Annotated in this window: 9 protein-coding genes; 6 read left to right on the forward strand and 3 right to left on the reverse strand. The window is 57.4% G+C overall.

Annotation, left to right across the window (positions count from 1 at the left end; all coding sequences use genetic code 11):
• Positions 1-12: 12 nt before the first annotated feature.
• From OKF39_RS09595 to flgL, 4 genes are all read left to right on the forward strand, one after another.
• On the forward strand, positions 13-1104 hold the full coding sequence (locus OKF39_RS09595; protein ID WP_028012706.1) for a flagellar basal body P-ring protein FlgI: 1092 nt from the start codon (positions 13-15) through the stop codon (positions 1102-1104).
• On the forward strand, positions 1104-2057 hold the full coding sequence (flgJ, locus tag OKF39_RS09600) for a flagellar assembly peptidoglycan hydrolase FlgJ (protein ID WP_041910522.1): 954 nt from the start codon (positions 1104-1106) through the stop codon (positions 2055-2057). Before OKF39_RS09595 ends, flgJ begins: the two co-directional genes overlap by 1 nt.
• Before the next feature lie 75 nt (positions 2058-2132).
• Positions 2133-3773 carry a flagellar hook-associated protein FlgK gene (flgK, locus tag OKF39_RS09605; RefSeq protein WP_048956760.1) on the forward strand — a complete coding sequence of 547 codons (1641 nt, stop codon included), beginning with the start codon at positions 2133-2135 and terminating at the stop codon, positions 3771-3773.
• Between the two features lie 14 nt (positions 3774-3787).
• Positions 3788-4741 (forward strand): flagellar hook-associated protein FlgL, encoded by a 954-nt coding sequence (gene flgL, locus OKF39_RS09610; protein ID WP_041910520.1) that lies wholly within the window; start codon positions 3788-3790, stop codon positions 4739-4741.
• A 75-nt stretch (positions 4742-4816) separates the two neighbouring features.
• On the opposite strand, the gene OKF39_RS09615 is transcribed toward flgL, so the two are convergent.
• Positions 4817-6031 (reverse strand): MFS transporter, encoded by a 1215-nt coding sequence (locus OKF39_RS09615; protein ID WP_045261646.1) that lies wholly within the window; start codon positions 6029-6031, stop codon positions 4817-4819.
• Positions 6032-6140: 109 nt separating this feature from the next.
• Between OKF39_RS09615 and OKF39_RS09620 the strand changes: the two genes are divergently transcribed.
• Positions 6141-7079, forward strand: coding sequence for a LysR family transcriptional regulator (locus OKF39_RS09620; RefSeq protein WP_045261645.1), 939 nt, complete (start codon positions 6141-6143; stop codon positions 7077-7079).
• A gap of 41 nt (positions 7080-7120) precedes the next feature.
• Here the strand turns inward: OKF39_RS09620 and rne are convergent, their stop codons facing one another.
• Positions 7121-10228 carry a ribonuclease E gene (gene rne / locus OKF39_RS09625; RefSeq protein ID WP_479983723.1) on the reverse strand — a complete coding sequence of 1036 codons (3108 nt, stop codon included), beginning with the start codon at positions 10226-10228 and terminating at the stop codon, positions 7121-7123.
• Positions 10229-10800: 572 nt separating this feature from the next.
• Here rne and rluC point away from each other — a divergent pair.
• Positions 10801-11748: a 23S rRNA pseudouridine(955/2504/2580) synthase RluC gene (gene rluC / locus OKF39_RS09630; protein ID WP_028012713.1), complete on the forward strand. Its 948-nt coding sequence runs from the start codon at positions 10801-10803 to the stop codon at positions 11746-11748.
• Between the two features lie 79 nt (positions 11749-11827).
• Here the strand turns inward: rluC and OKF39_RS09635 are convergent, their stop codons facing one another.
• Positions 11828-12412 carry a Maf family protein gene (locus tag OKF39_RS09635; protein ID WP_302230020.1) on the reverse strand — a complete coding sequence of 195 codons (585 nt, stop codon included), beginning with the start codon at positions 12410-12412 and terminating at the stop codon, positions 11828-11830.
• Positions 12413-12458: the final 46 nt, after the last annotated feature.

Raw genomic sequence — 12458 nt, forward strand, 5'->3', positions numbered from 1 at the left:
GCGAGGTGACCCATGTTTAAATCGATCTTCGCCGCGGCGCTGGTTCTTGTCGCAACGTTTGCCCAGGCCGACCGCATTCGCGATCTCACCAGCGTTCAGGGCGTCCGCGGGAACTCGCTGATTGGCTATGGCCTGGTGGTGGGGCTGGACGGTACCGGTGACCAGACCACCCAGACGCCGTTTACCACCCAAAGCTTAAACAACATGCTTTCCCAGCTCGGCATTACCGTGCCAGCGGGAACCAACATGCAGCTGAAAAACGTGGCCGCGGTAATGGTCACTGCCTCCTACCCGGCGTTTGCGCGCCAGGGGCAGACCATTGACGTGGTGGTCTCCTCAATGGGTAATGCCAAAAGCCTGCGCGGCGGTACGCTGCTGATGACCCCGCTGAAAGGCGTCGACAGCCAGGTCTACGCGCTGGCGCAGGGGAACATCCTGGTCGGCGGGGCAGGCGCATCCGCTGGCGGAAGCAGCGTGCAGGTGAACCAGCTGAACGGCGGGCGCATCACCAACGGTGCGATCATCGAGCGTGAACTGCCGACCCAGTTTGGCGCGGGCAACACCATCAACCTGCAGCTGAATAATGAAGACTTCACGATGGCGCAGCAGATTGCCGACACCATCAACCGCAGCTATGGCAATGCCACGGCACTGGATGCGCGTACCGTGCAGATCCGCACCTCCACCGGCAGCAGCAACCAGGTGCGCATGCTGGCGGATATCCAGAATCTGGAAGTGAACGTGCCGGTGCAGGATGCCAAAGTGATCATCAACTCCCGTACGGGCTCCGTGGTGATGAACCGGGAAGTGTCGCTGGATAGCTGTGCCGTGGCTCAGGGTAACCTCTCGGTGACGGTTAACCGTTCCGCCAACGTCAGCCAGCCGGATACACCATTTGGTGGCGGCCAGACGGTAGTGACGCCGCAAACGCAGATTGATTTACGCCAGAGCGGCGGTTCCCTGCAGAGCGTGCGCTCCAGCGCCAACCTGAACAGCGTGGTGCGTGCCCTGAACGCGCTGGGCGCGACGCCGATGGATCTGATGTCCATTCTGCAATCCATGCAAAGCGCGGGCTGCCTGCGCGCCAAACTGGAAATCATCTGATGCTGACCGATAGCAAACTGTTGACCAGTGCCGCCTGGGACGCCCAGTCGCTCAACGAACTGAAAGCCAAAGCAGGTAAAGACCCGGCGGCGAATATCCGCCCGGTTGCCCGCCAGGTGGAAGGGATGTTTGTACAGATGATGCTGAAGAGCATGCGCGAAACCCTGCCGAAAGACGGGATGTTCAGCAGCGATTCAACGCGTCTCTACACCAGCATGTATGACCAGCAGATTGCGCAGCAGATGACCGCTGGTAAAGGCCTCGGTCTGGCTGACATGATTGTCAAACAGACCGCTGCCGCACAGGGTGTTCAGCCAGAAGAGCAGCCGCCGCAGGTGCCGATGAAGTTCGACCTTGAAACGGTGACCAGTTATCAGAACCAGGCGCTGACGCAGATGGTGCGTAAAGCGATACCGAAGGCAACGGGCAGCGGCGACGAGGCGCTCTCCGGTGACAGCAAAGACTTCCTGGCGCAGCTTTCTCTGCCGGCACGGCTTGCCAGTGAACAGAGCGGCGTGCCTCACCACCTGATTCTGGCCCAGGCCGCACTGGAGTCGGGCTGGGGCCAGCGCCAGATCCGCAAGGAAAACGGCGACCCGAGCTTCAACATCTTCGGCGTGAAGGCCACCTCCAGCTGGAAGGGGCCGACCACCGAGATCACGACTACGGAATACGAGAACGGCGCGGCGGTGAAGGTGAAAGCCAAATTCCGCGTTTACAGCTCGTATCTGGAAGCTTTATCCGATTATGTAGGCCTGCTGAGCCGAAATCCGCGTTATACCGCCGTTACGCAGGCGGCAACGGCGGAGCAGGGCGCTCAGGCCCTGCAAAACGCGGGCTACGCAACCGACCCGAACTATGCTCGTAAGCTCACCAGCATGATCCAGCAGCTGAAATCCATGGGCGAAAAGGTCAGCAAAGCCTATAGCACAGATATCGAAAATCTGTTCTGAAAGTTCTCAAGTCCCGGTGGAGGTTGCCGATAACCTTCATCAGGACTCGTGTCTGAACGTATAAAAGGAACCCCCATGTCCAGTTTGATTAACAGCGCCATGAGTGGCCTCAGTGCCGCGCAGTCGGCACTCAATACCGTCAGTAATAATATTTCAAGCTATAACGTGGCAGGTTACACCCGCCAGACGACGGTGCTGGGTGCATCTAACAGCACGCTGACCGGCGGTGGCTGGGTGGGTAACGGGGTGTATGTCTCCGGTGTCCAGCGTGAATATGACGCTTTCATCACCAACCAGCTGCGCGCCGCGCAGACCCAGAGCAGCGGCCTGACCACGCGCTATCAGCAGATGTCAAAAATTGACGATGTGCTCTCCGATACCACCAACTCGCTTTCCACCACCCTGCAGGATTTCTTTAAGAGCCTGCAAACGCTGGTGAGCAACGCGGAAGACCCGGCTGCGCGTCAGACGGTGTTGGGAAAAGCGGGCGGCCTGGTCAACCAGTTCAAAACCAACGATCAGTATCTCCGCGATCAGGATACGCAGGTGAATACGGCGATCGGGACCAGCGTTTCGCAGATCAACAACTATGCCAAACAGATTGCCAATCTGAACGATCAGATTTCCCGCCTCACCGGTGTCGGCGCGGGCGCATCGCCTAACGATCTGCTCGACCAGCGCGATCAGCTCGTCAACGAGCTGAACAAAATCGTGGGTGTGGAAGTTTCGGTTCAGGATAGCGGCACGTTTAACATCTCTTTCGGCAACGGCTACAGCCTGGTGCAGGGCAGCAAAGCTAACCAGCTGGCTGCCGTGAAGTCCAGCGCCGATCCTTCCCGCACCACTATCGCCTACGTCGATGAAGTTGCGGGTAATGTCGAGATCCCGGAAAAGATGATCACCACCGGCTCGTTAGGCGGTTTGCTGACCTTCCGCGCGGAAGATCTGGATAAGGCTCGTAATAACCTGAACCAGATGGCGCTGGCGTTTGCTGACGCGATGAACAAGCAGCACGAGGCCGGCTTTGATGCCAACGGCGATGCGGGCGGCAAGCTGTTCGGCTTCGGTTCTCCGGCTGTGCTTTCCAACAGCAAAAATAGCGGCACGGCGGTCGTCAATGCCACCGTTGCGGACAGCACCAAAGTTCAGGCAACGGACTATAAGCTGCAGTTTAACGGCACCGACTGGACCATCACCCGCACGTCGGACAAGACCAGCTTTACCATGAGCCCGGATGCCAGCGGCAATCTGTCGTTTGACGGTCTCAACGTGAACGTCAGCGGTTCGGCCAACGCCAAAGACAGCTTTACCGTGAAGCCCGTCTCTGACGTCATCATGAACATGGAACTGTCCATCAGTGACGAATCCAAACTGGCCATGGCCGCGGTGCAGAACGGCGGTGAGAGCGACAACCGCAACGGGCAGAAAATGCTCGATCTGCAAAACAGCAAAGTGGTTGGCGGGAACAAAACTTTTAACGATGCCTATGCCTCACTGGTGAGCACCGTAGGGAGCACCACCGCTTCACTGAAAGTCAGTAGCCAGACGAAAGCCAATGTGGAAACGCAGTTAATTAAGCAGCAGCAGACCATCTCTGGGGTAAACCTCGACGAAGAGTATGGCAACCTGCAGCGTTATCAGCAGTATTACCTCGCCAACGCGCAGGTGCTTCAGACTGCCAGTACGCTCTTCGATGCAATTATCAACATTCGTTAAGGTTGAGGTGAAAAATGCGTATTAGCACCCAGATGATGTACGAACAGAACATGCGCGGGATCACCGATTCCCAGAGCAGATGGCTGAGCTACGGTGAGCAAATGTCCACCGGCAAGCGCGTTAACCGTCCGTCGGACGATCCTATCGCGGCTTCACAGTCTATTGTGCTGTCACAGTCTCAGTCTCAAAACAGCCAGTTCGCGTTAGCGCGCACCTTTGCCACGCAAAAAGTGTCGCTGGAAGATAACGTGCTGACCCAGGTGAACACCGCGTTATCAAGCGTGCGTGAGAAGCTGGTCTACGCGTCAAACGGCACCTTAAGCGATGACGACCGTCTCTCTCTGGCGACCGATATCCAGGGGATCCGCGACCAGCTGATGAACCTGGCTAACACGACGGATGGCAATGGTCGCTTTATCTTTGCGGGATACAAAACCGAGAGTGCACCGTTTGATGCCGCAACCGGTACCTACAATGGTGGTACTGAGGCGATCACTCAGCAGGTCGATACGGCGCGAAACATGGCGATCAGCCATACCGGCCAGCAGATCTTTGAGAGCATTACCAGCAATGCACAAGAGTTGCCGGGCGGTGGGTATGGCGATACCAACATGTTTAAAATCCTTGATTCCGCCATTGCTTCGCTGAAGACGCCGATTGAGAACGATCCGGCCGCGGCCGCCGCGCAAGGTCAGGTGATTTCCAACGCGCAGATCGGTATTAAAAATGCTCAGAACAACGTCCTGACGGTCGTTGCGGATGTGGGTACTAAACTGAACGAACTGGAAAAACTCGATACCCTGGGTGACGACCGCGCGCTGGGTCAGACTAAGCAGATGAGCGACCTGGTGGACGTGGACTGGAACGAAGCGATTTCCTCTTACACCATGCAGCAGGCGGCCCTGCAGGCCTCTTATAAAGCGTTTAGCGATATGCAAGGCATGTCTCTGTTCCAGCTGAACAAATAACATCTTGACCTCTTGGAACATGTCTTGAAACTGGGCATGTTTTACTGCCCAATCCGTCTGGATTGGGCATTTTTTTTATGCCATTTCTGCTGGTGCCGAGGCGACCCGCGCGCTTTCAATCATACGGATTGCCAGCGCAATGATGCCGCAAACCGTTGCCAGCGCAACTACGCCCGTCCAGCCAGCCAGCGTGTAAATATTGCTGCCTAACGCAGAACCCAACGCCATGCCGATAAAGATCACGGTAAAGAGCAGGGCGTTCAGACGACCCCGCGCCTGTGGCTCAAGGCTGTAAACCAGATTCTGGTGCGCGACCAGGCTGGACTGCAGGCCCAGATCGAACCCGATAGCAGAGACGGCAATCAGAATCAGCTGTCCGTGAACTCCCAGGGCGGGCATCAGGAACATCAGGGCAAACGAGACGGTCACAAGGACGGCACCAAGCTGCGTGACTTTCCCGGCACCCAGTTTATCCGCCAGGCCGCCCGCCAGCGGGGCTGCCAACGCACCGGCTGCCCCTGCGATACCAAAACCACCGGCGACGGCACTCCCGAGGTGATAGCGTTCCAGCAGCATGACCGCAAGCGTAGACCAGAAGGCGCTAAAGGCTATCGACAGAAAACCCTGGGCCAGCGCGGCACGGCGCAGAGCGGGGTAGCGACGCCACAGATGTTCCATCGAGCGCAGCAGAGCGGGATAGCTCAGCGTGGAGTGAACGGCGAAACGAGGGAGTACGGCCCACATCACCACGCCGATAAACGCAATACTTGCCGCAGCCAGTTGATACATCACGCGCCAGCCAAACGCTTCGCCCACCACGCCGCTGACGGTTCGGGAGAGCAAAATACCCAGCAGCAGACCGGTCATCACCGTACCCACGGTTTTCCCCTGTTTGCCTTCCGGCGCAAGGATCGCCGCAGCCGGGACAATATCCTGCGCCATGGTGGCGGCCATGCCGATGAGCAGGCTTGCCAGCAGCAGGGAGTGGATCTGTCCGGTCAGGCTACAGCCCAGCAGGAACAGCGCCAGGGCCGCGCTCTTTATCAGGATTAATGTTCTGCGGTCGTGGCGATCGCCGAGCGGAAGCAGGAACAGGATCCCTAAGGCATATCCCGCCTGGGTGAGGGTCGGGACCAGGCCCATTCCTTCGATACTCAGGTGAAGGTCGGCGCCCATCAGAGGCAGCAGAGGCTGGGCATAATAGATGGATGCCACGCTGAAGCCTGCACCGAGCGCCAGCATTAAGATTACCCAGCGGCTTACGGCATGGGCGGCGGTTGTTGTGTTCATAAGATGTTCCTCATTCATCGTGTGAGGCTATTTTTTATCAGTACGCCTTGCGGCGGTAGCGGGCGCGGTGGTAAAACTCTTATACGTTGAACGTATAGATGAAAAGTAAATGAAAAGAGTTGAGCGTATAGACAGGGTAGAGCTGATGCGAACGTTTGTCCGCATTGTGGAGGCGGGTTCCCTTTCTGCGGCGGCACGGCAGTTGGACACCACCCAGGCCACGGTGAGCCGGCGGCTGCAGTCGCTTGAGACAATGCTGGGCGTGCGTCTGATGTTGCGCACCACCCACACGACGCGGCTGACGGATGACGGGGAGCGCTGCTATCAGCATGCCCGTCGGGTAATTGACAGCTGGCTGGCGCTGGAAGATGAGGTGGGGCAGACGGAAGATGAACCTGTAGGCGTGCTGCGGGTGCGGGCACCGCATGCGTTTGGTCAGGATCAGCTCCTGAAACCACTAACCGAATTTCTACAGCGTTATCCGCAACTTTCTATTGAATGGATGCTCAACGATCGGTCGGCTGATTTTCTGGGCGACAACCTTGACTGCGCTATTCGGGTGGGAATGGAAGTCGACCCGGCGACCGTGTCCGTGCTGCTGGCCGAAGTGCCGCGCTCGGTGGTGGCTTCTCCGGCATTGCTGGACCGCTTTCCGACGGTTAACACCCCGGAGGATCTGCAGCAGCTTCCCTGGATTGCCATCAGCTCTTTCTACCAGCGCCATGTGGAGCTTTTTCACGAGGCATCATCCGCCACCGCGCGCGTGATAATTACCCCACGCCTGAGCACCGACAGTCTGTATGTCGCACGCAATACGGCACTCACCGGTCTTGGCGTGGCGGTAGTATCCAGCTGGACGGTACAGGATGATATCCGGGAAGGTCGGCTGGTACATTTGCTGCCAGAGTGGCAGCCGGCGGCGTTACCGGTGCATCTGGTTTACCCCTGGTCCCGGTATTATCCTGCGCGCTTGCGGCGATTTCTGGAGCTAATGCGGCAGATCATGCCGGAGGTCACCGGGATGAGAAAGCCCGTGCAGCAGCCATAAAAAAAGCCGACCCGAAGGTCGGCTTTTTACTTTCTGCGTCGTTATTCGACAGACTGTGGACGCGTCGCTGGTGCAGTCGCCTGATGCGTTGCACTGTGACCGCCTGCAGCGCCTTTACCGTCAAAGCTGAACGCCGGGCGAACCCAGTCGCTGTGACGCGGTGCTTCAGGCACATACTCTGGTGCCGGAGCGCGCGTCATCGGCGCTGTCGCAACGTGAGCAGGCGCAGGAGCGGCAACAACCTTAACCGGCTCTGGTTCCACTTCAGGCGCTTTCGCTTCTTCAACAACCGGTTCAACCTGAATCTCAACGTCCTGAACGATTTCTTCAGTGGTGGTTTCTACGACGGTTTCAGCGGCTTCTTCCACTGCGGCTACTGGTTCAGCCTCTTCAGCGACTTCCTCAGCCACCACGACATCTTCTTCGGCGATAATCTGCGGTGCGGCATCAACCGGCGCGGCAATCACTTCAGGATGGGTGGTTTCGACGTCCACTGCGTGTGGTTCTGCCGCTTCAACAACCTGAGGTTCAACCACGGTTGCTGCTTCGGTCACAGCGTCTTCAACCGCTGCTACAGGAGCAATCACCTCTTCGGTCACAGCCTGCTCTTCAACAGCCTGCTCCAGGCGAGCGACCGGATAACGGATCCAGACTTTGCCGGATGCCATTTCTGGTGACGCGCACGCCACGGTCAACGGCATTGGAGACTGAGTCGGATAACGCTCGTCACGGTAGCGACGACGACGCTGGCCACTCACGCGCAGATGACGCGGAGAACGGCGGGAGCGACGCGGCATACCTGCGTTGTCACGGTTTTCACCGTTTTCATCCTGCTCAACGTTATTGTCCACGATGGCTGGCAGGTCAACTTTTGCAACCTGCGTGCCTGTTGCGGTTTCTGCCGCTTCAGCCGCAACTACGGTGGTTTCTTCTACCGGAGCCGCACCAACGCGCACTTTCTGTGACAGCTGGCGCTGCTTACGACGAGGCATCACCTGAGTACGTTCTTCCTGCTCGCCGTCCTGCTGCTCAGCGGGCTCTTCGCGGTTCAGGTTTTTAACTTCCTGCTGCGCCTGACGTTTCTCGTCGTTACGACGACGGTTGCGTTCGCGGCGTGGCTGCTGCTCGTCGCGCTGTTTGCTCTTCTCGGACTCATCGCCCGCCTGCTGGCGAATTTCACGATCTTCAACATTCTGCTGCTGTTTCTCGCGACGGTTGCGACGGTTGTCTTCGCGCTGCTCACGGCCTTCGTTATTGTCTGAACGGCTGTCACGACGCTCGTTACGGTCGCTGCGGTCGTTACGATCGCGGCGGTTGTTCTGACGCTTGCGACGGTCCTGCTGACGTTCAGGTTTGGCTGCTTTAGGTTCTTCTTTCGGCTGCTCTGGCTGAACTTCTTCACCCGCAAACATCTTCTTCAGCGCGCCGAAGAAGCGGCTCAGCAGACCCGGTTGCGCCGGCTGGACTTTCGCGGCCGTTGCTTCTGGTTTCTGCGCCGCCGGTTTGGCTGCAGGTTTTTCCAGCGCCGCTTCCGGTGGTGCTTCAGGCATAATGAAGGTCGCTAACGCAGGCTGCTCTGGGAGTTTGCGCTCGGCAGGTTCTTCATCGGAAGGCAGCGCCATCTCTTCTTCATGCAGCTTCGGCAGCAGGTAGCTGAGGGTGCTGGTCTCTTCGCCCTTACGGACACGCAGCACGTGATAGTGCGGGGTTTCCATCTGGTCGTTTGGCACGATGATGCAGCGAACGCCGCCCTGACGCGCCTCGATTGCGCTGACCGCTGCACGTTTTTCGTTCAGCAGGTAGGAGGCAATCGGCACAGGCACAATGGCGTGAACCTCTTTGGTGTTCTCTTTCAGCGCTTCTTCTTCAATCAGACGCAGGATAGAGAGAGACAGCGATTCGTTATCACGCACGGTACCGGTGCCGGAGCAGCGCGGGCAGACGTGATGGCTGGACTCACCCAGCGACGGGCTCAGACGCTGGCGGGACATCTCCAGCAGGCCGAAGCGCGAGATGTGGCTAATCTGGATACGCGCGCGATCCTGACGCACCGCTTCACGCAGGCGGTTTTCAACCGCGCGCTGGTGGCGAACAGGGGTCATGTCGATGAAGTCGATAACAATCAGACCGCCCAGGTCGCGCAGGCGGAGCTGGCGGGCGATTTCATCAGCGGCTTCAAGGTTGGTGTTGAAGGCCGTCTCTTCGATGTCCCCGCCACGGGTTGCACGCGCGGAGTTGATGTCGATAGCGGTCAGCGCTTCGGTGGTATCGATAACGATAGAACCGCCGGACGGCAGGCGCACTTCACGCTGGAAGGCGGACTCGATCTGGGATTCGATCTGATAATGGCTGAACAGCGGGATTTCACCGGTGTACAGTTTAATTTTGCTGGTGAAATCCGGACGACCCAGCGCGGCGATGTGCTGGCGAGCCAGCTCAAGCACTTTCGGGTTATCGATCAGAATCTCACCGATGTCCTGACGCAGGTAATCACGGAAGGCACGCACGATAACGTTGCTTTCCTGGTGGATCAGGAACGGAGCAGGGCGGCTTTCTGCGGCTTTCTGGATAGCTTCCCAGTGCTTCAGACGGAAGCTCAGGTCCCACTGCAGCGCTTCGGCAGATTTGCCCACGCCCGCGGTACGCACGATAAGCCCCATGCCATCCGGCAGCTCAAGGCTTGCCAGCGCTTCTTTCAGCTCGGTACGGTCATCACCTTCGATACGGCGAGAGATGCCCCCCGCGCGCGGGTTGTTTGGCATCAGCACCAGATAGCTCCCCGCCAGGCTGATAAAGGTGGTCAGTGCGGCACCCTTGTTGCCGCGCTCTTCTTTATCAATCTGAACGATAACTTCCTGACCTTCACGCAGAACATCTTTGATGTTTGGGCGGCCATGGGCGTTGTAGTTTGCAGGGAAATATTCGCGGGCGATTTCTTTCAGAGGGAGGAAACCATGACGCTCAGCACCGTAATCGACAAATGCAGCTTCAAGGCTTGGTTCAATGCGGGTGATTTTACCTTTGTAAATGTTCGCTTTTTTCTGTTCGTGTCCAGGACTTTCGATATCCAGATCGTACAGGCGCTGCCCATCCACAAGGGCGACACGCAACTCTTCTTGCTGAGTTGCGTTGATTAACATTCTTTTCATCGTAACTTACTCGTTATTCTTACATTGACGACAAAGCTGCGGGCAAGGTGACGCTTTCCGGGGTATGAACCGATGGCCTCGTGTCTGTTCACGTCGCCAACCTCACGGTTGTCGCTCGCTTAAGAGGCGCAGAGTGTCGGTTGCCTGTATTTCATACGGAAACACAGCGCAATTATCAGGGGAATTGCCTGGGTAGAACTCTCCAGAGAACAATCCTTATACCGGGAAGTACTGCAACCCGCAGCCCGCTAACTGCCTGAAAGATCAATACGTCTTACGCCATTGCTGCGTGGATGATCGGTCAGACAAAATTGGTCATTCCGTCGACATCCTTACAAAACCCGGATTTAACGCGGAAAACAGCCCCATTATTCCACTGCTCGCCGGGTTATAGCAAGATGACTTTTACCAATTATCACCCGGTTACTCACAGTTTCTTCACCTCAAGGTGGTGATTGGTTTAATAACCACCAAATCGATTGCGTGAAACGGGGCGCAGGCCGGATAAAAGTAAATATAAGCATAGAAAAATGAGTGGCGCTAATGGCTGACGATATTTAGAATCGCCAACCATGAAAACAGAGACTCCAGCCGTAAAAATGGTTGCTATCGCGGATGACTACGCGGGGCAACGCATCGATAACTTCTTGCGCACCCAACTGAAGGGCGTGCCAAAGAGTATGATTTACCGCATCCTGCGTAAGGGCGAGGTGCGGGTGAATAAAAAACGCGTGAAGCCTGAGTATAAGCTCGAAGCCGGTGATGAAGTGCGTATTCCACCGGTTCGCGTGGCTGAACGTGAAGAAGAGGTGGTTTCGCCGAAGCTGCAAAAAGTCGCGGCCCTGAGCGATGTCATCCTTTATGAGGACGATCATATTCTGGTGCTGAATAAGCCATCGGGTACCGCGGTCCACGGTGGTAGCGGTCTGAGCTTCGGCGTGATTGAAGGGTTACGTGCGCTGCGTCCGGAAGCCCGTTTCCTCGAACTGGTTCACCGCCTGGACCGTGATACCTCAGGCGTGCTGCTGGTAGCGAAAAAGCGTTCAGCGCTGCGTTCCCTGCACGAGCAGCTGCGTGAGAAGGGCATGCAGAAAGATTATCTGGCGCTGGTGCGCGGTCAGTGGCAGTCCCACGTGAAGGTGGTGCAGGCCCCGCTGCTGAAGAACATTCTGCAAAGCGGCGAGCGCATTGTTCGCGTAAGCCAGGAAGGGAAACCGTCGGAGACGCGCTTTAAGGTTGAAGAGCGCTACGAGTTTGCCACGCTGGTACGTTGCAGCCCGGTGACGGGGCGTACCCATCAGATTCGCGTGCATACCCAGTTTGCGGGCCATCCGATTGCGTTTGATGACCGCTACGGCGATCGCGAGTTCGATAAGCAACTGGCGGGTACGGGCCTGTCGCGTCTGTTCCTGCATGCGGCAGCGCTGAAGTTTACCCATCCTAATACCGGGGAAGTTATCCGTATTGAAGCGCCGCTGGATGAGCAGTTGAAACGCTGCCTGAAGGTTCTGCGCGGCTGATTATGTGCCGGGTGGCGCTGCGCTTACCCGGCCTACGAAACCCGTAGGCCCATGCAAGCGAAGCGCCGCTGGGCATAACTTACACGATCAGCGGATTACACTCTTCTCGCCGTAACATCTGACACAAGGCAATCAGCGGCAATCCCACCAGTGTGTTCGGATCCCGCCCATCCAGTTTGTCGAACAGCGCAATCCCCAGTCCTTCACTCTTAAAGCTTCCTGCGCAGTTCAGCGGACGTTCCCGGCGCACGTAGTCCATAATCTCCTGCTCGCTAAGATGGCGGAAGTGCACGTCGAACGGCTCGCATTCGGTTTGCAGATGGCCGGAGGCGGAGTTATAGAGCGCCAGGCCCGTATAAAAGGTCACGATCGTGCCCCGCGCACGCAGAAGCTGCTGGCAGGCGTTCTCCTCCGTATGGGGCTTGCCGGTGATTTCGCCGTCCAGCACGCAAACCTGATCGGAGCCTATAATCAAATGTGTAGGATAACGTGCGGCCAGCGATTGCGCTTTCTCCTTAGCGAGACGCGTTACCAGGTGACGCGGTGATTCGCCCGGCTGCGGCGTCTCATCAACGTCCGGCGCGGCGCATTCAAACGGGATCCCGAGCTTTTCCAGCAGCGTTCGACGGTAGGGAGAAGTGGAAGCAAGGACGAGATTTGGCATATTTTTATCACCAGATATAGCGTATCGATGCCAGCCATTTTAAACT

This window comes from Enterobacter cloacae complex sp. HYC042_NIDB (assembly GCF_056673315.1).

What these genes read in the sequence shown, in the direction of transcription:
- OKF39_RS09595 (WP_028012706.1), top strand. Translation starts at nt 13, where the DNA reads ATGTTTAAATCGATCTTCGCCGCGGCGCTGGTTCTTGTCGCAACGTTT.
- flgJ (WP_041910522.1), top strand. Translation starts at nt 1,104, where the DNA reads ATGCTGACCGATAGCAAACTGTTGACCAGTGCCGCCTGGGACGCCCAG.
- flgK (WP_048956760.1), top strand. Translation starts at nt 2,133, where the DNA reads ATGTCCAGTTTGATTAACAGCGCCATGAGTGGCCTCAGTGCCGCGCAG.
- flgL (WP_041910520.1), top strand. Translation starts at nt 3,788, where the DNA reads ATGCGTATTAGCACCCAGATGATGTACGAACAGAACATGCGCGGGATC.
- OKF39_RS09615 (WP_045261646.1), bottom strand. Translation starts at nt 6,031, where the DNA reads ATGAACACAACAACCGCCGCCCATGCCGTAAGCCGCTGGGTAATCTTA.
- OKF39_RS09620 (WP_045261645.1), top strand. Translation starts at nt 6,141, where the DNA reads ATGAAAAGAGTTGAGCGTATAGACAGGGTAGAGCTGATGCGAACGTTT.
- rne (WP_479983723.1), bottom strand. Translation starts at nt 10,228, where the DNA reads ATGAAAAGAATGTTAATCAACGCAACTCAGCAAGAAGAGTTGCGTGTC.
- rluC (WP_028012713.1), top strand. Translation starts at nt 10,801, where the DNA reads ATGAAAACAGAGACTCCAGCCGTAAAAATGGTTGCTATCGCGGATGAC.
- OKF39_RS09635 (WP_302230020.1), bottom strand. Translation starts at nt 12,412, where the DNA reads ATGCCAAATCTCGTCCTTGCTTCCACTTCTCCCTACCGTCGAACGCTG.